23 protein-coding genes and 1 riboswitch are annotated in these 23,538 nt (G+C 28.6%); of the genes, 1 reads left to right on the top strand and 22 read right to left on the bottom strand.

Annotation, left to right across the window (positions count from 1 at the left end):
• Positions 1-28: 28 nt before the first annotated feature.
• On the bottom strand, positions 29-1,852 hold the full coding sequence (gene typA / locus CLPU_RS11535; protein WP_050355818.1) for a translational GTPase TypA: 1,824 nt from the start codon (positions 1,850-1,852) through the stop codon (positions 29-31).
• Positions 1,853-2,313: 461 nt separating this feature from the next.
• Entirely contained in the window at positions 2,314-4,224 is a 1,911-nt protein-coding gene (locus CLPU_RS11530) for a YgiQ family radical SAM protein (RefSeq protein ID WP_050355817.1), read from the bottom strand.
• A gap of 207 nt (positions 4,225-4,431) precedes the next feature.
• Between CLPU_RS11530 and CLPU_RS11525 the strand changes: the two genes are divergently transcribed.
• Positions 4,432-4,740 (top strand): hypothetical protein, encoded by a 309-nt coding sequence (locus CLPU_RS11525; RefSeq protein WP_050355816.1) that lies wholly within the window; start codon positions 4,432-4,434, stop codon positions 4,738-4,740.
• Positions 4,741-4,890: 150 nt separating this feature from the next.
• Here the strand turns inward: CLPU_RS11525 and CLPU_RS11520 are convergent, their stop codons facing one another.
• From CLPU_RS11520 to CLPU_RS18270, 20 genes are all read right to left on the bottom strand, one after another.
• Positions 4,891-5,667, bottom strand: a complete 777-nt coding sequence (locus tag CLPU_RS11520) for an ABC transporter ATP-binding protein (RefSeq protein WP_050355815.1) — start codon at positions 5,665-5,667, stop codon at positions 4,891-4,893.
• Positions 5,668-5,679: 12 nt separating this feature from the next.
• Entirely contained in the window at positions 5,680-6,516 is an 837-nt protein-coding gene (locus CLPU_RS11515) for an ABC transporter permease (RefSeq protein WP_050355814.1), read from the bottom strand.
• Positions 6,517-6,569: 53 nt separating this feature from the next.
• Positions 6,570-7,715: an ABC transporter substrate-binding protein gene (locus CLPU_RS11510; RefSeq protein WP_050355813.1), complete on the bottom strand. Its 1,146-nt coding sequence runs from the start codon at positions 7,713-7,715 to the stop codon at positions 6,570-6,572.
• Positions 7,716-8,090: 375 nt separating this feature from the next.
• Complete coding sequence (locus CLPU_RS11505) at positions 8,091-8,837, bottom strand: AIR synthase related protein (RefSeq protein ID WP_050355812.1); 747 nt, start codon at positions 8,835-8,837, stop codon at positions 8,091-8,093.
• Between the two features lie 13 nt (positions 8,838-8,850).
• Positions 8,851-9,357 (bottom strand): ECF transporter S component, encoded by a 507-nt coding sequence (locus tag CLPU_RS11500; RefSeq protein ID WP_050355811.1) that lies wholly within the window; start codon positions 9,355-9,357, stop codon positions 8,851-8,853.
• A gap of 150 nt (positions 9,358-9,507) precedes the next feature.
• The gene (cobS, locus tag CLPU_RS11495) at positions 9,508-10,239 is read right to left on the bottom strand and encodes an adenosylcobinamide-GDP ribazoletransferase (protein WP_050355810.1); all 732 of its coding nucleotides are present in this window, start codon (positions 10,237-10,239) and stop codon (positions 9,508-9,510) included.
• Positions 10,240-10,247: 8 nt separating this feature from the next.
• Positions 10,248-10,808: a bifunctional adenosylcobinamide kinase/adenosylcobinamide-phosphate guanylyltransferase gene (gene cobU, locus CLPU_RS11490; RefSeq protein WP_050355809.1), complete on the bottom strand. Its 561-nt coding sequence runs from the start codon at positions 10,806-10,808 to the stop codon at positions 10,248-10,250.
• An 18-nt stretch (positions 10,809-10,826) separates the two neighbouring features.
• Positions 10,827-11,609, bottom strand: coding sequence for an ABC transporter ATP-binding protein (locus tag CLPU_RS11485; RefSeq protein ID WP_050355808.1), 783 nt, complete (start codon positions 11,607-11,609; stop codon positions 10,827-10,829).
• Positions 11,610-11,627: 18 nt separating this feature from the next.
• Positions 11,628-12,665 (bottom strand): threonine-phosphate decarboxylase CobD, encoded by a 1,038-nt coding sequence (gene cobD / locus CLPU_RS11480; RefSeq protein WP_050355807.1) that lies wholly within the window; start codon positions 12,663-12,665, stop codon positions 11,628-11,630.
• 184 nt (positions 12,666-12,849) lie between these two features.
• Positions 12,850-13,806 carry an adenosylcobinamide-phosphate synthase CbiB gene (cbiB, locus tag CLPU_RS11475; protein WP_050355806.1) on the bottom strand — a complete coding sequence of 319 codons (957 nt, stop codon included), beginning with the start codon at positions 13,804-13,806 and terminating at the stop codon, positions 12,850-12,852.
• Between the two features lie 6 nt (positions 13,807-13,812).
• A complete protein-coding gene (locus tag CLPU_RS11470) occupies positions 13,813-14,649 on the bottom strand; it encodes a cobyric acid synthase (RefSeq protein WP_097677566.1) in 837 nt (278 codons plus the stop codon).
• Between the two features lie 315 nt (positions 14,650-14,964).
• Positions 14,965-15,139: riboswitch (cobalamin riboswitch) on the bottom strand.
• A gap of 53 nt (positions 15,140-15,192) precedes the next feature.
• Positions 15,193-15,783 carry a histidine phosphatase family protein gene (locus tag CLPU_RS11465; RefSeq protein ID WP_050355805.1) on the bottom strand — a complete coding sequence of 197 codons (591 nt, stop codon included), beginning with the start codon at positions 15,781-15,783 and terminating at the stop codon, positions 15,193-15,195.
• Positions 15,784-16,004: 221 nt separating this feature from the next.
• Entirely contained in the window at positions 16,005-16,829 is an 825-nt protein-coding gene (locus tag CLPU_RS11460; protein WP_050355804.1) for a DUF4097 family beta strand repeat-containing protein, read from the bottom strand.
• Positions 16,830-17,045: 216 nt separating this feature from the next.
• Complete coding sequence (ctpM, locus tag CLPU_RS11455) at positions 17,046-18,404, bottom strand: radical SAM/SPASM domain Clo7bot peptide maturase (protein WP_050355803.1); 1,359 nt, start codon at positions 18,402-18,404, stop codon at positions 17,046-17,048.
• 228 nt (positions 18,405-18,632) lie between these two features.
• Entirely contained in the window at positions 18,633-20,270 is a 1,638-nt protein-coding gene (locus tag CLPU_RS11450; protein WP_050355802.1) for an ABC transporter ATP-binding protein, read from the bottom strand.
• A gap of 1 nt (position 20,271) precedes the next feature.
• Positions 20,272-20,745 carry a GNAT family N-acetyltransferase gene (locus CLPU_RS11445; protein ID WP_050355801.1) on the bottom strand — a complete coding sequence of 158 codons (474 nt, stop codon included), beginning with the start codon at positions 20,743-20,745 and terminating at the stop codon, positions 20,272-20,274.
• On the bottom strand, positions 20,742-21,299 hold the full coding sequence (locus CLPU_RS11440; RefSeq protein WP_050355800.1) for a hypothetical protein: 558 nt from the start codon (positions 21,297-21,299) through the stop codon (positions 20,742-20,744). The genes CLPU_RS11445 and CLPU_RS11440 overlap by 4 nt, the downstream gene beginning before the upstream one ends.
• Before the next feature lie 284 nt (positions 21,300-21,583).
• Positions 21,584-21,700, bottom strand: coding sequence for a Clo7bot family Cys-rich peptide (locus CLPU_RS18275; RefSeq protein ID WP_115840413.1), 117 nt, complete (start codon positions 21,698-21,700; stop codon positions 21,584-21,586).
• 2 nt (positions 21,701-21,702) lie between these two features.
• Positions 21,703-21,843, bottom strand: coding sequence for a hypothetical protein (locus tag CLPU_RS17295; RefSeq protein WP_157857729.1), 141 nt, complete (start codon positions 21,841-21,843; stop codon positions 21,703-21,705).
• Positions 21,844-23,292: 1,449 nt separating this feature from the next.
• Positions 23,293-23,472: an S-layer homology domain-containing protein gene (locus CLPU_RS18270; RefSeq protein ID WP_422717878.1), complete on the bottom strand. Its 180-nt coding sequence runs from the start codon at positions 23,470-23,472 to the stop codon at positions 23,293-23,295.
• Positions 23,473-23,538: the final 66 nt, after the last annotated feature.

The following is a 23,538-nucleotide window of genomic DNA, read 5'->3' as shown; positions in this document are numbered from 1 at the left end:
AAATAAGAGACTGGGAAATCCCAATCTCTTATTTTTTCTTAGATTTATATCTTAAACTTTTATCTAGTATACTTTTTCTTAGTCTTAAGCTAACCGGAGTTACTTCTACTAACTCATCATCTTCTATGAACTCTAGTGCTTCTTCTAGACTTAGCGTTTTAGGTGGAGATAATTTTAATGAATCATCAGATCCAGATGCTCTAGTATTTGTAAGCTGTTTTTTCTTACATACATTAACCTCTATATCTCCTAACTTAGCATTTTGGCCAACTATCATTCCAGAATACACTTTTGTTCCTGGAGTTATAAATAGTATTCCTCTCTCTTGTGCTGCATAAAGACCATATGCAACAGCGTCACCAGTTTCAAATGCAACTAATGATCCTTGTGCTCTCCTAGTTATTTCTCCTTTATAAGGCTCATATCCTTCAAACATAGAATTTAGTATACCATTCCCTTTAGTATCTGTCATGAACTCTGATCTATATCCAATAAGTCCTCTAGCTGGAATTAAAATTTCTAATCTAGTATATCCTCCATTAGATGCACCCATAGTTATAAGTTCACCTTTTCTTTTACCTAGCTTTTCTATAACTGCTCCCATAAATTCTTCTGGAACATCTATTGTAACTTTTTCCATAGGTTCATGTTTTTTACCATCTATAATTTTATATAAAACTTCTGGTTTTGATACTTGGAACTCATACCCTTCTCTTCTCATGTTTTCTATTAGTATAGATAAGTGAAGTTCTCCTCTACCAGATACTTTGAAGGCATCTGTTGCATCTGTTTCTTCTACTCTTAATCCTACATCCGTTTGAAGTTCTTTAAATAATCTATCTCTTAGTTGTCTTGAAGTAACAAATTTTCCTTCTTGTCCTGCAAATGGACTATTATTAACTGCAAATGTCATAGAAATAGTAGGTTCAGATATTTTTACAAATGGTAAAGGTTCCGGACATTCTACATCACATATTGTATCCCCTATGTGTATACCTTCAACGCCTGATACTGCAATGATACTTCCAACTTTAGCTTCATTTACTTCAATTCTATCTAGTCCCTCAAATTCATATATCTTAGTAATTCTAACCTTTTTACTCTCATCTGGTCTCTCATCATTCACTATAACAGCTTCTTGATTTAGATTTATAGTTCCTCTTTCTACTTTTCCGATTCCTATTCTTCCTACATATTCATTATAATCTATTGTTGAAATAAGGACTTGTAAAGACTCTTCATCATCACCTTCAGGAGCTGGAATATATTCTACTATAGTTTCAAATAATGATTTCATATTCGAATCTTGACTATTCATATCTAATGAAGACGTTCCGTTTTTAGCAGAAGCATATACGAAAGGACAGTCTAATTGATCTTCAGTTGCACCTAATTCTATGAATAGATCTAGTACTTCATCTATAACATCATTTGGTCTTGCTTCCGGTCTATCTATTTTATTTATGCATACTATAACTGGTAATTCTAACTCTAGTGCCTTTTTCAAAACAAATTTAGTTTGTGGCATAGGACCTTCAAATGCATCAACTACTAGCACTACTCCATTTACCATTTTTAAAACACGTTCTACCTCTCCACCAAAGTCAGCATGTCCAGGAGTATCTATAATATTTATTTTTGTATCTTTATAATATACAGCCGTATTCTTGGAAAGTATAGTTATACCTCTTTCTCTTTCTATATCATTAGAGTCCATTACTCTTTCACCAACAGATTGATTATCTCTAAAAGTACCACTTTGCTTTAGTAGCTCATCAACTAGTGTTGTTTTTCCATGATCAACGTGAGCTATTATAGCTATATTCCTTATATTATCCATTATCTTTTTCAAAATTATTCCTACCTTCTCTCAAGATTATGTCGTTTTTTGACAAAAACATTGTAACATATTTATTTTACCTATTCAAAAGCTTTTTAAACAAAACTAGAACATTTAATTATTAGTTCAGTATTAATCAAGTATATTACTTTTCAAATAAGTTTTTGTTTTATTTGATGAAGTTATTACAAATATAGTTTTATTTATTGACTTGTTAATTATATACATAAACTTATTCTACTACAAGTAATTATTTCTATTACTCTGATATTATATAACATTATGGTCTTTATTTCACAGTATATCGTTTGTCAATATATTCCATGTACTTTTAGAACTTATATACAAATATAAAAAATCAAATGATTTATATTCTAAGTCCATTAGTTTTTATTAAATAAGAAAAATCCATAGTAAACTTACTATAGATTTTTCTTTTCATATTTTAAATCATAGTTTTAATACTTATAATTTTATTTCTTAAACTTTCTTACCTTCATCTTTTTTGTTTTTTTCCTATTATTAGAACTATCTTTCTGTTTATGATTATTTTTTCTCTTAAAACTATGTTTATCATCAACATTTCTATTTTTATTTCTAGGTCTAATCAAACACTTCTTACCATATCCTATCAAATCTAGTCTTCCAGCTTTTTTTAAAGCTTCATATACCAATTCATAGTTTTGAGGTCTTCTATATTGTATTAAAGCTCTCTGCATAGCTTTTTCATGTGGTGTCTTTGGTACATATACTTTCTTCATAGTTCTAGGATCTAATCCAGTATAGTACATACAAGTTGACAATGTTGATGGAGTAGGATAGAAATCTTGAACTTGTTCTGGCATATATCCTAAGTCTCTTAAATATTCTGCTAATTCAATTGCGTCTTTCAACGTACTTCCTGGATGACTTGACATTAAATATGGAACTAAAAATTGATTTTTACCAAGTGCTTCATTTATTTTTTTATACTTTTGTACAAATTTTTCGTATACTTCTTTATTGGGTTTCCCCATTTTTTCTAATACATTTGGTGATATATGTTCTGGAGCTACTTTAAGTTGTCCGCTTACATGATGTTCACATAAATCTTTAAAGAATTTATCATTTTTATCATGTATTAAATAATCATATCTAATTCCCGAACGTACAAATACTTTTTTAACATTTGGAAGTTCTCTGAGCTTCCTTAACAGATTTGAATAGTCACTATGATCTATTTTCAAGTTTTTACAAGGCTTTGGAAATAAGCATTGCTTTTTCTTACATACTCCGTGCTTAATTTGTTTATCACAAGCTCTATGTCTAAAGTTGGCCGTAGGTCCTCCGACATCATGAATATATCCTTTAAACTCTGTATCCCAAATGATTTTTTGAGCTTCTGACAGTATAGACTGGTGGCTTCTTGACTGTACTACTCTTCCTTGATGAAAGGCTAATGCACAAAAGTTACAGTTTCCAAAACATCCTCTATTGTTTATAAGACTAAACTTAACCTCTTCTATAGCAGGTATTCCACCATCTTTTTCATATATAGGATGATATGTTCTCATATATGGTAGTGAATATACATTATCAAGTTCAGATTGTGTTAGTGGATCTGTTGGTGTATTTTGCACCACATATACATCTCCATATGTTTCGACTAATGATTTTCCTTGTATTGAATCTAAATTTTCATATTGTATCATAAAACTTTCAGCATACTTTTGTTTTGATGATAATAACTCATCATAACTTGGTAGAACTATAGGTTGATATGGTCTTTCTTTATCTCTAGTTTTGTACACAGTTCCTTTAACATAAGTTATTTCTTCTATAGGAATACCACTTTCTAAGGCTTCTGCTACTTCAACTATTTGTTTTTCAGCCATTCCATATAATATTAAATCTGCCTTTGAATCTAATAATATTGATCTTCTAACTTTGTTATCCCAATAATCATAGTGGGCAAATCTTCTTAAACTAGCTTCTATTCCACCAAGTATTATAGGTACATTTTTATATGCCTCTCTAGCTTTATGTGAGTATACTATAGCTGCTCTATCAGGTCTAAGTCCTCCTTTTCCTCCAGGTGAATAAGCATCATCTTTTCTCCTTTTTTTAGCAACTGTATAGTGATTTACCATAGAGTCTATATTTCCACTTGTTATTAAGAAGGCCAATTTAGGTCTTCCTAACTTCTTAAAGTCATCAAGGTTTTTCCATGATGGCTGAGCTATTATACCAACTTTATATCCTCTTATTTCTAGATATCTACTTATAATAGCAACACCAAATGAAGGATGATCTACATAAGCATCTCCTGTTATTATTATAAAATCTAGCTGTTCCCATCCTCTTTTCTCCATATCTTCTTTATTTATAGGTAAAAAATCTAGCATACTATCATTCCTTACTATTTGTTATAACGTTATTATTTTTAGTCACATATATGTTATTATAACCTTGTACATTCATCAAGAAAAATTTATATAACTTTCTTATCACTAAGATTAGCCTAATAGTTTATAATGTATTGTATACTATTTTTTAGTTTTTATTAAATTGATATATTACTTAATAAATGACTTTAAAGGAAGGGGATTATTATGAATAGTATTTTAAATCAATTTGTTAAATATATAGAGCTAGACGAGGAAAAAAGAATATTAATTTCTTTACAAAATCATTTCGAATCTTATTTACAGGATAAAAATACTAAAGCTATGATTAAAGAAGTATGCCAGTCTATATTAAAGGATGACTTCGTCCAACTTGAAATAGGTAAAAATATATGTAGAGTTACAGTTAAAGAAGGTACTGAAGAAAAAAATGTAGAAATCGTAAAAAATGAACTTCTAAAGAACTTCCAAATGGCAATGTCATTTTTATCTCAAATGAAAAATAATAAAAAATAAAAAGCTTAAAATCTAATTAAAATAAATGATAAAAACTCCTTTTTATTTTGCTCTTTAGTTTAATAATAAGGAGTTTTTATCAATAATTTAATAAATATTAAATTAAGGTAAAGTCTTTATAATACATAATATAAAAATTCTATTTTATATTTATTTACCTAAATTATTTGCCATATTCTCATCTTCCAACATATCTAAAAGTCTTGCAGTCATAATTGCATATTCTGGATTTGCTCTATCTCTAGGTCTAGACATGTCAATTTCTATTATATCTTTAATCTTTCCTGGCTTACTAGACATAACTACAATTCTATCAGATAAATAAACTGCCTCGTCTACACTATGCGTAACAAATAGTATAGTCTTTTTATTAGATTCCCATATCTTTAATAACTCTTTTTGTAGTATTATACGAGTATATGCATCCAATGCTCCAAAAGGTTCGTCCATTAGTAATATATCAGGGTCATTTGCTAAAGCTCTTGCAATAGCTACTCTTTGTTGCATACCACCTGATAATTCATAAGGATATGCATTTTCAAATTCATTCATTCCTATGATATTTAAATAATGTCTTGCTTTATTTTCTCTTTCTTTTTTACTAATACCTCTAAATTCTAGACCTAAGGCTATGTTATCTAATACCGTACGCCAAGGTAGAAGAGAGTAGTTTTGAAATACCATACCTACTTCTTTAATAGGTTTATTCATTTCAACTCCTCTATATAGAATATTTCCTTTACTAGTAGATTCAAGTCCAGCTATAATTCTAAGTAATGTCGACTTACCACATCCTGATGGACCAACTACACATATAAAATCATTTTCTTTAACTTCCAAATTTATTTTATCTAATGCCCTAACAACTAAACCTTCTTGTGTGGTAAATATCTTTTCTACATCATCTATAACAATGCAACTTTCCAAATTACTCCCCCCCTATCTAGTACGACTCTCCCAAGAAAAATATTTTTTCTCCAAAAATCTAAAAATAAAATCAAGAAAGGCTCCTATTAATCCTATACATATTATCCCTGTTATAACTAAATCCGTTCTAGCTAATTCATAAGCATGTGTAATAAGATACCCTACTCCAGATAAACTTCCTGGTAACATTTCAGCAGATACTAAACACGCCCATGCTATTCCTAGTCCCGTCCTAAGTCCATTTATTATTGTTGGAGCTGCTGCTGGTAGGAGAATTTTTAAAAATATATCTTTTTCACTGGCTCCAAGTACTTTTGCAGAATCTATTAAAGTTTTTCTAACATTCTTCACACCAAAAACTACATTTGTCAATACAGGAAAGAAAGTCCCAAGTGCTATAATAAAAATCATAGATATTTTAAAATTATTAAGATATACATACCATTCTCCTTGATTTATTCCTGCAAAAGTAGCAATACTTGAAACTCCAAACCATCCTAATACTAGCGGAACCCATGCTAAAGGTGGTACTGGGCGAAACATGTTTATAAAGTTATCGAAAAGTTTATTAACGCTTTCTTTATATCCCATTAATACACCTAGTGGTAATGCTATTAATACGCCTACAAAGTATCCTAGTAATACACGCATTAAGCTAACTAATATATTACTTGGAATTGATCCTAAACCTATGAAGTTATCATTTGCATTTTTAAAGTTTGCAACAACTTCTTCTATAGGTGGAAGTATAACTTTGTTATCAACATTTTTAGATACACTACTCCAAATTAGAAGAAATAATATAGGAATAATAAAAGATATAAATATATTTTTAATAGTAGTTTTCATAGCTTCACCTCATAAAAAACCCTCTGTTATTAATAACAGAGAGTTTTTATTTTCTATTTATTATTTGCTTTATTAGTATAAGTAAAGTCAAATGCTTTATCTTTTACTTCATCAAAATTTTTCCCTTTTAACTCTCCTGTCAATTTTCCCATATTACTAAGAGCATCAACATATACTTTAATACCAGAAAGCCATTGTTCTGAAGGATCTGTAGTATATTTGATTTGAGAAGCCTTTATGGCTTCTTCAGGTACTCCTATTATTTCTGCCATTATTTTTGAAACATCATCTTTATGTTCCATAGTATATTTTGCATTTTCAGTAATTAGCTCTGTCATAGCTTCAAATACTTCTGGGTATTTTTCTAATATATCCTCTCTTGCAGCAAATACGCAACAAGGGAAGTTTTCCCACTTTCCAGCAGGTGGGAAATCTTTTAAGTTAAGAACTATTTTACCTAACTTTTCTACTTCTGCTGCTTCTGGATAATGTGACGGACCTACCCATGCATCTACCTGTTTACTAGAAAGTGATGGTAAAAGATTTTTAGATCCTTTCAAGTCAACAAGTAACACATCTGCTTTAGAGTTATTAGGATCTTCTGTTACTTTTAATCCTTCATTTTTCAGAACTGACTCTAGTACAATTCTAGGTCCACTTACTGGAGAGTGATATCCTATTTTAACTGGTACATTAGAACCTTGTATATGTTTTTTTACTTCCTCCCATCCATAAAAATTTTTATCTGGGGAAAATACTAAAGCAACCCCATCTGTTTGTATTGGTGACAATATTTTGATAGGTGTTCCTTGATCTACTGCTGATAATATTGCAGTATTAGAAGTAAATGCAGCATCCAAATGTTTTTGACTCATTAAAGATGCAACCTCAGATCCACCTTTAGTAGGAATAAAATTAAATAGAGCCAATTTCTTATCGTCTTTTATTAATTCAAATTGTTCATTAGATATAGGGTTAAAATATGTACCTTTCTTTTTAAAATCATCTACTCTTTTTAATGGAACATGCATAATTCCTGTGTGAAGTTCATTTCCCCATGAAACACTAATAGTCGGTACTTCATTTTCTTTTGATGCTTGGATATCGTTTTCCTTATCAGTTTGTTGATCTTTTTGTCCACATGCTGAAAAGAATACCATAGTAAAGATCAAGAAAATAGATAATAATACTTTTTTCATCTCTTTTCCCCCTTTGTTTTTGTTGATAATTCTATAAAAATATAAAAAATAGTAATTTCCAGTAAGATTATATATAATATTGGGAAAAATGTACAATTTAACATATCTATTACTTATTCGATCCTTATAGATATTTAAAATATATAAAAGAAGAATCCTAAAATATTGTCTTTTATATAGAATGTAATATAAGAAAAAAATAAAAAGTTTTCTTATTTACTCGATATTTTACCTTTGAATAGTATTTAATTATAAGTTCACATAGCAAATATAAAAACCCCATTATTATTTTTAATTTTATATAATAACAGGGTTTGATTCATCGTTCTAGGATATAAGTAGTTTAACTATCTAATTATTATGTATAAATTAATACTATATAAATCTTCCTATCTTATTTACTGGTATAGAAAAACTCTTCTTAAATTCTTCATATTTACTTTCCTCTATAGATATAATTACACAAGTTGATGGTCCCCCAGACTTTTTAAGGTCAATATTAGTCTCGTTTTCTAGCTCGAAATTAATATTGTTAGTTTTCGCCATTTGTTCTAGTTCATACAGTATTCCTCTTGATCCAACTGGAAGTATCTCTTTTATATATTCTTTTTCTTTTAATTCTAAGAGTTTTGAAACGCTCATTATAGTTTTATTCTTATCAGCTATTACTTCATCTCCTACTTTAGGTAATCCTACCACTACTGAAAGTAATCCAGCCTGTGTATAAGGCTTTCTCCATTTGTTTTTATCCACAATTCCTATTATAGTTATCCCCATTCCAGTTTGACTAACTGGAATATTTTCTTCTGTACTTCCTGTTACCAAATTAGATATATCAAAATTTAGTGGCTCTAATACTTGTTTTATTCCATTTATTATTTTTTCACCTGTATTACTCATTTCTACAGATAGAGTATCCACAATTGTAATAGGTTTTGCTCCGAATGCGAGTATTTCCATAAGTGCAACTTGAGTTGTATAATATCCTACAATCTCCGGTGAAACTTTAACTACATCATTTTCTTTATTTCCTATCCCGCCAGAAGAATCACATGATATTACTAAGAATTGATCATTATTTATATCTATTAAAGTTAAATCCCTATGTCTAGTTATTTTCATCTCGTCACCTTATTTAAAACTTATTCCCTATAATCTTATAGACAGCATAGGCTAAAATAACATTTACACCTGAAGATAATGATAATGGCCCAACCATAGTGTAAAAAAATGGCCATCCATTTAAGGGAAGCTTTAGCCATATGGTAACAGGTACTAACATTAATACTGATACCACTCCATTTAATATAATAGCAATTATAGAAGCAATAATACCATTAGACTTTCTATATGCTACTCCAAATATATATGCAAATAATCCCATTTGTACCGTCACTATTATATGAATAGGGAGTGTTAATGGAAATCCACTTGTAACTGCAGTCAATATATGTCCTATACTTGCAGTTAATAAGCCATATACCGGACCTAAAAATAGCGCTGAAAAAAATCCAGCCATAGAATCAAGTGCTATACTACCTTGTATCTTTATTAAAGAACCAACTAATGAAATTGCTATTAGCATGCTAGTATAAACTAATTTAACAGTAGTTTTTTTTGCCTCTATATTTTTTGAATTCATAATTCATTCTCCTTAATATAATTTGTTACGTGAACTACCTCCATTTATGGAAGTAAGAGCTTCTTTGTCAATATCTCCAATGAAACAAGTTTACTCAAGCTTTAAAGGTCTTTTCAACCTCATATGAAATGATCTAAATTTCTATATAATCTAAACTATTTTACTATAAAGATAAAAGGCTATAATAAATATACTTTGAGATACTTCTATGACAAACCCTATAGTATCTCCTGTCATTCCTCCTATCTTTGTTTTTATGTATTTAGTAGTCAAAACTACAAGTAAATATGTAATAAGTAGTATAGTCAATACCTTAACATCAAAAACGATATATGATACTATTAGTGTGAATATCAAACCAAATATACTCTCTTTTAGTCCACAGTTTTCTATAAATATAGTTCCCATACCATCTTCATTTCTAGCATATCTACTTATTGAACATGATATCAAAGCAGCACTTCTTCCTATTATAGGTACTAATATAAAAACCTTATATCCTAAATAATAACTCACTACTATATTGCAAAATAATACAAATAATAATCCAATGACGCCAAAGGTTCCTATACGACTATCTTTCATTATTTCTAGCATTCTTTCTCTATCTCTATTACTAAATATACCATCAAAAGTATCTGTAAGTCCGTCTAAATGCAATCCTCCCGTTATCCAAATATATGTAAGCCACACTAGTAAAATAATTATAGGCTTATCTATATACTTGTCCAACATAGTTGGTATATACATAACTAAACCGATTATCATTCCTACAATTGGAAGTAACTTTATTCCTTTTACAAAGTCTTCTTCTTTATATTCATATGGATACTTTATTGGTATCCTAGTTAAAAAGACAATCATAAGTAATAAACTTCTCATATTTTACCTCACTTAATTTTCATAGGTATTCCTGAAATAGTAATATAAACTTCTTCTGCTTTACTAGCTAAATACTGATTTATTCTTCCTGCTATATCTCTGAATATAGATCCAAGCTTATATGATGGTACTATTCCCATTCCAACTTCATTTGTTACTATAATAATATTTTTATTATATTTATTAATAACTTCTAATAATGTATTAACTTCTTCAAATATCTTTTTTTCTATATTATCTATTTCTTCTATTTTACAGTTATCAAAATCTATATTGCTTTCTAAGAGTAAATTAGAAATCATGAGTGTCATACAATCTAATAAGATCAAATCGCTTTGTAAAAAGGCTTCGTCTTCTACTATATTACTAAAATCTTTATATTTCTCAATAGTTGCCCAATGACTTGGTCTAGATTCTTTATGTTTTTTTATTCTATCTTTCATTCCATCATCAAACGCTATAGACGTGGCTATATAGACTATATTTTTTCCTAGTTCTTTAGCTTTATTTTCTCCTAGCGTACTCTTTCCACTTCTTGCACCACCAGTTATAAGTATAACCTTACTCATATCTACCCTCCTTCATAACTATATTGCCAATGGCACTATATATGGAACTTTATCTGATCCCATATTTATTATTTCTACCTCTACACCATATACTTTTTCTATATTTTCTTCAGTTAGTACATTTTTAGGAGTATCTATACTTTCTATTTTACCGTTATTGATAAGTATAATATGATCACTATATTTTCCGGCTAAGTTAATATCATGTATAGTCATTAATATAGTTATATTATTTTCTCTATTTAGCTTTTTACATAAGCTTAGTATTCCTATTTGATGTTTTATATCTAAATGTGATATAGGTTCGTCTAGTATAAGTATTTCAGGTTGTTGAGTGAGCGCTCTTGCTACCATAACTCTTTGAGCTTCTCCTCCACTTATTTCTTTTATATTCTTGTCTTTTAGATTCCAAACTTCTGTATCTATCATGGCCTTTTTAATTATATCAAAATCATGACTACTTTCTTTTTGAAATCTTTTAAGATACGGATATCTTCCCATAGCTACAATATCATATACGCTAAAGTCAAAATCTAAATCATCATTTTGATGAACTACTGCCATCTCTTTTGCTAGCTCTTTATATTTTATATCTTTTATATCTTCATTATCTATAAATATACTTCCATTGTAAGGCTCCAATAAATTGCAAATATTCTTAAGTAGTGTTGTTTTTCCTGATCCATTAGGACCAAGTATACTTATAAAGCTACCTTTTTCTATTTCAAAATTAATATTTTTTAAGATTTCATCATTATTATACTTAAAACTTAAATCAGCTACAGAAATTATTGTATTCATAGTTTGCTCCTCTTAAGTTTACTTATTTTTTAAGTATTTAATTAGCAATGAGTTTTCATCCCGTTCTCTAATAGCTAATCTTATATATGAACTATCAAGTCCTAAAAAGTCTTCACATGTTCTTATATATATCCCTTTGTCTAAAAGATAGTCTTTAATAGAATCAGCATTTTCATTTAAAAGCCTACATAGAAAAAAGTTTCCATAACTTTTATATGTTTTTATATAATCTATTTTATCAAGTTCATTTTTTAAGAATTCTTTTTCTTTATTGTACCATTGAAAAGTCTCATGTATATATTCTTGATCTTCTAAAAGAATTGGTATTGCTTTTAAAGCTAGGCTATTTATAGTCCAAGGTTCTTTCTTTTTATTCATTTCTGATATTATGTCCTTATTTCCTATTCCATACCCTAGTCTAAGTCCTGGTATTCCATATGTTTTAGTCATAGATCTTAATAGAAATATGGGATATCCTTTTACAAAAGATATATAGTTCTCTTCATTAGTAAAGTCTATAAAAGACTCATCTACAAATAAATATCCTCCAGCAGCCTTTATTTTATCTAATACAGGTTTTATATCCTCTTTATGAGTAAATACACCTGTAGGATTATTAGGATTACACATTACTACTAAATTTGGATTTATATTATCGATAGCTGCTACTAGCTTGTCTATGTTTATTTCAAAACTCTGTTTTTCATCCGTATCAAAGCTATATACTTCACTTCCATTTAATTTTAACGCTCTACTATACTCTGTAAAAGTAGGTTGGACTATAAGAGTTTTTTTAGGTAAAAATGTTTTTGAAAATAAGTAAATTAGTTCAGTAGCTCCATTCCCTACTACTATGTTATCTTTTTTCACTCCTATTTTAGATGCAATAACTTCTTTTCCTGTATCTCCATCTATTTCCGGATATCTTACTAGATCTCTCAAACTATTTTGTAACTCATCTATTAGACTTCCTGGTACTCCTAAAGGATTAATATTAACACTAAAATCTATAACTTTATAGTCGTTATCTCCAAAATATCCCCCATGCTTATTCAAAACTTTTCCTCCAGTTCATTTAAATAATCAATCAAAATTTTAAATACATACTAATTTAACACCTATTATGATAATTACATCTCAATAGTATAAAGTACTATACTATACTTTTTTCTTAAAGACTTTAAAATTTAAAGTTCATTAACTTAATATAGAAAATTAACTAACTAAAAGAATTAATTTATTATATTAACTTTAATAAACATATAATTAAGGCTACCGTAAGTATTTCTGATCCGTACATTACTTTTATAGTATCAATTATATGCTTAGGCTCTAGCTTATTAACTTCATCACCTATAGTTGGCTTATATATTTTTTCTCCAAAATAAGTATTAGTTCCACCTAGCTGGATATTTAAAAGACCTGCAACTGCTGATTCTGGATATCCACAGTTAGGACTTTTATGATTTCTTCTATCTCTAAATAGAACTTTAAATCCATTTAGAACATCATATTTGAAAAATACTCCACTAACTACCATTAAAATACTTCCAAGTCTAGCTGGTAAATAATTAGCCATGTCATCAAGCTTTGCTGATGCAAATCCTATGTCTTTATATTTTTCATTAGTATATCCAACCATAGAATCAAGTGTATTTATAGCTTTATATACGTATGCAATATGTACTGGAATTCCAAAATATGTTCCTATACCTATATAAAACAAAGGAGCTAATACTCCATCTATAGTATTTTCTGCTACTGTTTCTACGGCTCCTCTTATAATCTCATCCATATTAAGACTCTTAGTATCTCTTCCTACTAAATAAGAAAGCATTTTTCTACTTTCTTCTATATCTACTTCCACAGCTTTATCATAGACTTTTTTAGTCTCTTTATGTAAACATTTAGATGCTAAAGAAGTATATATAAGGTATATAGATAAAATAGTTTTAACTACAGGATTTATGGATTTTCCTATCCAAAGTATTAAAGTTATTATAGCTGTAGTTGTTATTATAGTTAATCCTGTTAATATAAAGCCTCCTAGCTTTAAATTCATTCCTAAACTTCTAATCAGCTTTTCATATTTTCTTATAATAAAACCTACAAATCTTATAGGATGAGGAAAATTTTGAGGATCACCTAATATAAAATCTAATATAACTGCTATTATCAACATTGAAATTCCGTTCATTTAAGTCTACATCCCCATTATTTTCTTTATAGCTTCTAAGTTTAGATTACTTTTAACTACATCTGCTAGTCTATCATATTCTTTATCTCTTAAATCATCATCTTCTATCTTTTCTGATCTTTTGCCATCTACGAGACTATCTTCTTCTTCTATGTTTAACTTAGTATATGGAATAACACCAAGACATGGTCTATCTATTAAATCTTCCATCATTTTTAATCCTGGCTTTAGTATTTCGATATCTCCCCTAAACTTATTTACTATGAATCCTTTTACTCTTTTTCTTTCTTCCTCACTCATTAGCATTACTGTTCCATATAAAGAAGCAAATACTCCTCCTCTGTCTATATCCCCTATTAAGATAACTGATGCATTTACAAGTTCAGCTAATCCCATATTTACTAAATCATTTTCTCTTAAGTTTATTTCAGCAGGACTTCCAGCTCCTTCTATAACTATTACATCAAATATAGAGTCTAACTTATTGTAAGACTCTTTTACTAAGTTTTTAAATTCTTTTTTCTTTTCTTGATATTCTGATGCAACCATACCTCTATGTAATTCTCCATTTATAACTACATCACATCCTACGTCACTATTAGGCATTAATAATATTGGATTCATCTCTGACATAGGCTCTATCTTGGCAGCTTCTGCCTGGACAACTTGCGATCCAGCTATCCTTTTATTACCACCTATATTAACAGCATTTCTAGTCATATTTTGAGATTTAAAAGGAGTCACCTTTATTCCTTCATTTTTTAATATTCTACATAGTGCAGTAGTAAGTATACTCTTACCTACACATGATGAAGTACCTTGAAACATTATACTCTTAGCCAATAATTACTCCTCCTCTTTAACTTTTATCTTTCGAATATCTATACCGTTACCTAGCTATTAGATATAAATATATAATTACACAACGTAGATATAATATTAATTAAGCCAAATTTATGATTGACTTAAAGTACATATAAATATTATATGTCTCAACTATAATTATCCTTTTATAAAACTAGTATCATATGCAATTATAAGGGAATATTACTTTATTTGGAAAGAAAATTAAAGAAATGTACATAAAATAAAAAAACACATAAGAAGATTATGTGTTCTATAGTTTTACACTAAAGTTTACATACTTCCCTCCGAAGTAATACTCTCTATTTTAAGGCAGGTCTCCTGACTTGCAGATCACTTTACTATCTCACCTTCCCAGTTTCCCAGTGGTAATTAGAGACTTCATCACTGCTTACAGTAGCGGGGGCTGTAGAGGACTTTCACCTCTTTCCCTTTTATTTATATAAATACCTTAAAATTATTAAATTTTATAAGTTAAGTTCATTATATTTTTTCTGAAAGTTTTTGTCAACGAATATGACATTAAATGTCAATAGGCATTAGTTTTTTAATAAATCCAAAATCATTCTCATAATCAATTTCTACATAAGAACCATTTCTACATTGAAAATGCCATATTTTGTTTAGCTCTAAGTCTAGCAAATATGTAATTATAATTTGTATAACTGCAGAATGAGATACTATAACACAGTTTTTTTCTCCGTCTTTAAGATTATCTATAAAAACCTTGATTCTATTAAATACATCTACAAGATTTTCTCCTTCAGGAAGCCTAAAATTAACATAGTCTTCATTCCAAGAGTTCCAATCGCTTTCATGTTCTTTTTTAATTTGTTCTCCTGTTTTACCCTCAAATAATCCAAAGTTTATTTCTTTAACACATTCTGTAGTTATTATTTCTTTTTTTATAGCTTTTGATATATATTCTGCTGTTTTTAATGCTCTTGGTAATGGACTAGAATATATTACATCTATATCATATTTTTTTAATTCTTCTCCCAGCTTCTCAGCTTGTTTTATTCCATTAGGCGTTAAAGGGAAGTCAGTCCAACCACTAAAAATCTTGTTTGCATTAGCTTCTGTTTCCCCGTGCCTTACTAATATGAATTTCAAATTTTATCCCCCTCTTAATTTTTAGTCTGGCATATTTAATATATGTAATGTAATAAAACTTATTTTATACTTTATTCTATCAGAAATTAGTAGCATTTTGTTTTTACTTAATAAAAAATGCATTGTATTTATTCTATTTTAAATAAATACAATGCATTTTTTATTAAGTATTTACATATTATTTCATTTATTTTATATCTACTATTATAAAATATTTTTATTTACTCTAAATTTTTTACATATATATTTGTCATATCAGAACATTTAAACTTTAAATTCATACCTTCATCTGATATCTTTATATTTTCAAATTGCTTATTAATTGAAGGTTTTTGATTTGTCTGGACTTTTGTATCTTTAGGTAGACTAATCACAATCTCAGAAATATCTGTTTTAAATGTGATACTTCCGTCCATATAGGCCTTTTTCAAATTCATTCTAACGTCACCAACGCTACTAGAAATATTTCCTTTTTTTACAACTCCATCAAGTTTAATATCTCCAGTGTCAACTTTAGCATCATATAGATTAGTAGCTCCTATCAATTTTACATCACCGACGTTATTATTCACAACAACTTTACCAAAATCTCCGGTCACTAGAACATCACCTGTATTATTTCTAATTTCTAAATTATCAATAGTTGATGGAATAACAAAGTGAAAATCATTATTTAAAGAATGAACCTTTGAATTTAGAACTTTATGACTTTTGGTTTTTAAAATCAACTTATCTCCACTAGTTGTAGAATCAAAGTCAATTTTATCCTTAGCTTCTTTAACTGCTTCTGCTTCGTATCCTCTCACCACTCGATTAATTTTAACCTGAACTTCATTTATATTGTCAGATTTTTCAATACTTATATCACCAGCATAATTGTCTATAAAAATCTGATTAATACCAGACGCCCTATATACTCTATTCACTTGTTCCTTTTGTTCAACAGAATTTTTTAATAACTTAGTTGAATTAAAATTATAGCAACCAGTTATCAAAATCAAGATAAAAGTTAACAATGATATTGAAGCAATCTCTTTTCTGATCATTACAACACCTCTTTTGTCATCTTAAATGAATTCAAAGTTATTTTTTAACAAGGTACATCAATTACTTCATTAAATATTTTAAATAGAAAATCAATTTTTTATATTTATTCAACTCTAAATCTATATTTCAATATGTCAACTCTATATAGTTTTAGTATATTCTTAACTAAGATTCTATATTCAAAGTATTCCTAAATAGTTTTTAAAATCTAACTATTATAAACATACTTCCTCAGCTATTTCCTCAACTACTTCTTCTGACTTTATATCATATGTATACTCTAAAATTTTATCTAGATTATAGATCCATTTTTCACAGTCATGACTATTCTTTTCTAAGCTTACATGAGGACATCCTCCCATACAAATTGGTAATAAAAAACAACCATTACAATTCTGTTTTTCAAAAGGTGTATTAGTTAGCCATTTAGCATGGTTAATCATATATTTAATTGATATATCTTCATCAAATATTTCTTTAACATTTCCTACTGCCTCACCATGTATCCCTACATTATTCCAGCATTTATACATAAATCCATTTGGATCAACAACAAAAGCATTAATTTGATCTGCGCAACAATAATTTGCCTTAATTCCAGGATAGTAAGGATAGCGCGTAGCTGAAAATCCTCTGTCTATTAGTGCTTTTTGAAATTCTAAATTCCATTCTGCATACTCTTTTGTATTCAAACAATTACCTGAAATTGAACTACACACTTCTGTGTAAGCAGTAACTTGTCCAAAAGAAACCGACATATCTCTTAAATCATTTTCAACTAAAATATCTAAAAGCTTTGATACTGTATCAATATTTGTTTTATCAATATTTATTCGAAGGTTTACATTTATACCTTTAGCTTTTAACCTTTTGATACTATTCAAAATAATATCAAATGTTTCTCCATCATTGTGAAGAATACGTCTTTTATTATGTACTTCTGGCGGACCATCTAAAGTAATTTGCATAGCTGTAATTTTATACTCTATCAATTTATCAAAGTCCTCATCCTTAAAGTCTTTAAATAAGTATCCGTTAGATACCATATAAGCACTATAGTTAGCATCATGAGATTTACAGACTTCTATCATACGCTTAGATAAAGACCAGATAATATCTTTAGCTAAAAGAGGCTCGCCTCCATACCATGTAATGTCTAAACTATCAGAACGTTTCATAGACTCATCTACCATATTTATAATAGCATTTTGTACACTTTCATTCATAATTTTAGGATCTGGGGTTTCATAGCAATATGGACATTTGAAGTTACAAGCTAGTGTAGGAGCAATAGTCAGACCAAGACCATTATTTTCATATTTCCCTTTATAGTGTCTAAATTTGATTTGTTTTAATTCATCAAGCTCATCATCAATGATATAATGTCCTTCTTCCATTTGATTTAGAAGCTGTTTTTTGTCTTCATCTAGCTGTGATACTGATATATTCTCAATATTATTATAAATTTCCATAAATGAATCATCAATTTCCGCTAATGCACAACTCATCGAATTAAATGCAATTTTTACACCGTTATCCATAGTCCAAATTTTATTATATTTTGATTTTTTCATTTTTATAACCCCTTTCTTCATAATCTAATATCTGCAAATAACTTCCCCAACACATTGAAAATCACACTGTTTACACTTGTAACATAATCCTTCTTCAACTTCCTTTTTACCTAGTCGATAAATTGGTTCAACAATATAATTCATAAAATCTTTCTCCTTTAATGTTTTATTAGAATTTTCAAACTGTTTTTTATAGAAACTAATTTCTAATAGCTTCTAAAAAATCAATTAGTTTATGCTGCTAGCATAACTTAGATTAAAAACTTTATCGCAAATTTCAATGACTTCCCTGTTATGCGTAATAATAGCAATAATTTTATCCTTAGATTCTAGCTTCAGGTATTTTAAAAGAGCACGTACACTTTCTTGATCTAAAGCAGCAGTAGGCTCATCTAAAATAATAGCATTTGGATTACGTACCATCGCTCTAATCAAAGCGATCTTTTGTTTTTGACCACCAGAAACGTTTGTAGATTCATTTATTACTGTTTCAAATCCATTTTCTAGTTCTAAAATTGATTCATAAAAGCCCATTTTCTTACTTAATTCTATTATTTCATTATCTTGTATTCTGTTTAATCCACATTTTATGTTATCTATTACACTCATAGTCAATAAGCTAGCATTTTGGGGAACATAAGATACTTTATTTCGAATACTTTTTAAAGATATATCTTCTACGCATTCATTTTCATATTTCACCTTTCCTGATTTAGCCCTGTGTAATCCTAGTAAAAGTTTAGTCAATGTACTTTTGCCACATCCATTATCTCCGATTATAGCTACCATCTCTCCTCTTTTTAATGTCATATTTAAATTGTCTATTACTATATTACTATCATCATAACCAAACCTCATATCTTCAACTTGTATTGTAGAAAACTCATCAATCCATATATCTCCCTGTTCTTCAACTGGTAAAGTTTCATATTCTTCAATTCGATCAAGACTTGGAATAATCTGCTGAATTCTAAAGTTATTGTTTGCTAGCTCCATAATTGCCGGCACTATCATTTGAAAATAAAGACCAAGTGAAACTACACTTCCAAGAGTTATCTGTTGATTCATTACCTGATAAAACCCAACTCCATAAATAAACATCGTACAAGTAACAATTAAACCCTCAACTCCAATACTTAGAAACTGCTTTCTTTTTCCAAGCCTAATATTGATCCTTTCAATCTGTGATGATATTCCCATAAACCCATTAACGAAATGAGACTCCATCAAGTAAGCTTTTATCGTTTCCATTGAATCTAGAGATTGAGTAAGTATTGTATTAAGTTCATCTTTTTTTTCAAATGTAGTACGGGCAATACTTTGTATACCCTTACTTAGATATGTTAATAAAACAAGCGTTATTACACTTATAGAAAATACACTTAAGGTAATTAACGGAGATAAATAAAACATTGCACATGAAATTAGTATTATTAATATAATATTCTTTAATACTACTACAAAAAAACTCGTAATAAAGTCACTAATATTATCACTATCATTCATAATTCGAGATATAATTGCCCCTTTTTTATTGTTAATAAAAAAATCCATATTTGTTTTCATCAATGATTGATATAAATCACATTTTAAATAATTGGATATTTTCTCACTCATTGATAAAAAAAGTATGTTTCTAAAAAAACCAAATAATGGTTGTAAAATACATACTATAAAAAAAATAATAATCCCTGATTTAAGAAGTACAAATGATTTACTAGGTAAAACGATATCAATCATATAACGTGATGCAATTGGAGCTGCAAAGTATGCAACTGAATAGAATACTGTAATTAAAAATCCAATAATCTGTAAGTGTATAAATGGTTTAGTTATTTTTAAAAATCTTTTAAGTGTCTTCATCATATCATATTGACTCCTCAATGGAACGAATAAACCTTCTTCTGTATTCCTTCATTCCTAAGTATCTAATAAGCTTTTGTACTCTTGGATTGTGATCATATATATCTGTCATCATATATCTAATCCCTAGTTCTTTAGTCTTTTTCTCGCAGGCTCTATATAGTTTTATGAGTGTTGGGAAACTTCGTTGCTCTTCTTTGACAAATGCATGCAGTATATAAGTGTAACACTCAGAATAAAAATCATCACTTGGTTCTTTCATAACTAATTCTGCAAATCCAAATAGTTGATTATTTTCCTCTGCAACATAGATAAAAGTATCTTTATTATCAAGCACTTGTATGTAATTATCCTCTATATCATCTAAATTTGGATTTTGTTCGCAATACATCTCTTTTTGAAAATGGTCTTTTGAAAGCAACTTCCACAGCTTTGTCAGCTCACGTGAATCTTCTTTTTTAGCTTCACGAACTCTCATAACCTCACCTCATTATCCCAGTAGTCAAATAATATTTTAAAGTCTCCTGATCTTATGTACTCAATAACATTCTTTATTCCAATTTTTTTAACTAACTTTTGAAACAAATAGCCACTTACATCGTAAAAATTAGGACTACTATAATCCATTAACTGAACTTTAGTTGATGATAGTCCATCTATATCTTCATCACAAAGCTCTATGGAGTCGAGTTGATCAGCAAAGTAGACTGCCATACCCTCAAACAAAATAAGAGGTAATTTTATCTCAAGCTTGTTTGTTATAGCATGAACTATTTCATGAATTACAATCATGTCTATCCTATAACGTTTTATCCATTCATATGGATTTAAAAGAAATACTGTCTGTTCATGGGTAAAGGCAACTGCCCATTTAGGTATCTGTTCATAGTCCTCACGACTTATTCTATCAGTAATAATAATTTTTTCAGACACATTAAAATAATATTGTAATTGACCAATTTTATTTTTAAACCAACTTGTCCAAATCTCCTTAACTAGCAGATCATTTTGCATCTCAAATTTAATATTCATTAGCTCCTCCTAATTTAAGAGGATTTACAAAATGTAAATCCTCTTTATATATTTACCTGCTATTTCGTCCAATACATTGAGAGCCACATTTATCACAGACGCCTATACAAATACAGAATCCTTGATTACATAAGTAAGTTGGTTTAATAATTATTCTCATTTCTACTCCTTATTAAAACATTGATTTTTGCAGTAGTTAATACCTTGAAGTTCACAATTACAACAGTAAGTCCCCTTATGACTTTCTAGGGATTCTTCAATAAAGTTCATAATTGCTCCTTCTTCTAGTTCTTAGTACGATCTTTGAAACATTGAGTTCCACAGACATTCTGGCATTGACCACCACAAATATAACAATAACTTTCTTTATATGTGCTTTCAGCATTTACAATATATTTCATTTTTATTCATCTCCTTTGGTATCTGAATTCTTTTCTAAGCAAACTTGTAAACAGTGGAAACCACATACTACTCCACAATCTTTCCAACAACCATAACAATATGAACCTATATTGATTTTTTTTGCTCTTACTAAGAATTTCACCTTCATCTCTCCTTTAATAATTACTAACCTTTATCAAAACACTGCTTAGTACATTTGTTTTGATCTTGTTTAAAACATCCATAACAGTATCCATTTGTCGTATAATCTAATGCTTTAATAATATATTTCATAGATTCTCACCTCCTTTAATAATTATTAACCTTTATCAAAACATTGTTTAGTACATTTGTTTTGATCTTGTTTAAAACATCCATAACAATATCCATTTGTCGTATAATCTAATGCTTTAATAATATATTCCATATATTCTTACCTCCTTAATATATTAATCTTTCGTACGATCTTTAAAACACTGAGTTCCACAATTATTTCCAATACAATAGCCAAATACCCTCTTCAACTGTATTTTTTTTATAAAGCGCATACACATCCTCCTTTGTCTATACTATACAAGAATGTCACAAGTACATTGAAACATTCCTTCACATTTGAAGCCACATTTTGTACATGTATAGCATAAGCCCTTTACATATACTAGCTTTGGTTGAATTATGTAATTCATAAAAACCTCCTTTATAAATTTTAAGTTTTGCTAAGTTCTATAAATACTCCTTTTTCTAAATTCTCGGTATTATAATCATTTCATAATAAAGTAAAACTCAAGAGATAGAAAAATAAGGAGCAGAACTGTCAATACCAGTTTAAATTTATAAACAAAAATCATTGAATTGAAAAGTTTAATAGCTATTTATTTTTTACATATTTGGTAATTATTTACTTAAATAGTATCATATGTCCAATTAATTTTCAATATTATTTACAGATACTTTACTATATAAAATCCTTTCTTTTATTAGTTAATTTTACATTTTATCTTATAAGTTATGTAATAAACTAGACGTAAAAGTAAACTTGATCTCTATACAGACATATGAATAAAAGAATATTATAAATAAAGTAGAAAATGAATTTCTAAAAAATCACTAGACCTTCTTGAATAGAAGAATGAGCTTACTCCAGTTTTAGACTAACTTTAGAATGGATTACAAATCGAGGTAGATTATATTTATCTGAAATAAAAGACTTATATGATACTTTTGTTACTACATATGAAGTAAGCAATGAATAAATCATTAATCTTGTTATGGAAATAATTAAGCTGGAAAGAAATCACTAATAAGCCTGGCACTCTAGTTTTCAATAAACATTTGAACTGTATTTCAACCTAAGTAAAGCATATGATACATCAATGTAGAAATCAGGTAATCTACTTAATAATGTTTGTATAGAAAAATTTTTAGTATTTTAAAACTTGGCTGATATCTTATAAAAAACGATGTTAGCTTGTATAAACTTACAAAATTCTATGACAAATAATTATTTTCTGTGTCTAATAAATAGAGTTTATCTCACTAGCAAGTGGTTTTCTTTATGCAAAAACAAAAAAGATTAGATAATTATTATTATCTAATCTTTTCCCATTTCAAATTACTCTTGCAAGTTTAACATGTTATATACTACTATAATTCCTTGCTCTCTTGTAAGATTATCTGTTGGATTAAAGTTTCCGTTATTTCCACTTATTATCCCTAAACCTTGTGCTATAGCTACATATCCTCTTAATTCCGGCGATATTTTATCTGCATCTTTAAAATCTAGCTTATATATATCTTTTAAATCTGCTCCTTTATCATATCTTAAAGCTCTAACTATGAATTTAGTAGCCTCTTGCCT

It is taken from the genome of Gottschalkia purinilytica (assembly GCF_001190785.1).
GTDB lineage: Bacteria > Bacillota > Clostridia > Tissierellales > Gottschalkiaceae > Gottschalkia_A > Gottschalkia_A purinilytica.
This window is presented reverse-complemented; position numbering and strand designations above follow the sequence as displayed.

Coding starts and splice junctions, on each gene's coding strand:
- CLPU_RS11530 (WP_050355817.1), bottom strand. CDS start 4,224: ATGCTAGATTTTTTACCTATAAATAAAGAAGATATGGAGAAAAGAGGA.
- CLPU_RS11525 (WP_050355816.1), top strand. CDS start 4,432: ATGAATAGTATTTTAAATCAATTTGTTAAATATATAGAGCTAGACGAG.
- CLPU_RS11515 (WP_050355814.1), bottom strand. CDS start 6,516: ATGAAAACTACTATTAAAAATATATTTATATCTTTTATTATTCCTATA.
- CLPU_RS11510 (WP_050355813.1), bottom strand. CDS start 7,715: ATGAAAAAAGTATTATTATCTATTTTCTTGATCTTTACTATGGTATTC.
- CLPU_RS11505 (WP_050355812.1), bottom strand. CDS start 8,837: ATGAAAATAACTAGACATAGGGATTTAACTTTAATAGATATAAATAAT.
- CLPU_RS11500 (WP_050355811.1), bottom strand. CDS start 9,357: ATGAATTCAAAAAATATAGAGGCAAAAAAAACTACTGTTAAATTAGTT.
- cobS (WP_050355810.1), bottom strand. CDS start 10,239: ATGAGAAGTTTATTACTTATGATTGTCTTTTTAACTAGGATACCAATA.
- cobU (WP_050355809.1), bottom strand. CDS start 10,808: ATGAGTAAGGTTATACTTATAACTGGTGGTGCAAGAAGTGGAAAGAGT.
- CLPU_RS11485 (WP_050355808.1), bottom strand. CDS start 11,609: ATGAATACAATAATTTCTGTAGCTGATTTAAGTTTTAAGTATAATAAT.
- cbiB (WP_050355806.1), bottom strand. CDS start 13,806: ATGAACGGAATTTCAATGTTGATAATAGCAGTTATATTAGATTTTATA.
- CLPU_RS11460 (WP_050355804.1), bottom strand. CDS start 16,829: ATGATCAGAAAAGAGATTGCTTCAATATCATTGTTAACTTTTATCTTG.
- ctpM (WP_050355803.1), bottom strand. CDS start 18,404: ATGAAAAAATCAAAATATAATAAAATTTGGACTATGGATAACGGTGTA.
- CLPU_RS11450 (WP_050355802.1), bottom strand. CDS start 20,270: ATGATGAAGACACTTAAAAGATTTTTAAAAATAACTAAACCATTTATA.
- CLPU_RS11445 (WP_050355801.1), bottom strand. CDS start 20,745: ATGAGAGTTCGTGAAGCTAAAAAAGAAGATTCACGTGAGCTGACAAAG.
- CLPU_RS11440 (WP_050355800.1), bottom strand. CDS start 21,299: ATGAATATTAAATTTGAGATGCAAAATGATCTGCTAGTTAAGGAGATT.
- CLPU_RS18275 (WP_115840413.1), bottom strand. CDS start 21,700: ATGAAATATATTGTAAATGCTGAAAGCACATATAAAGAAAGTTATTGT.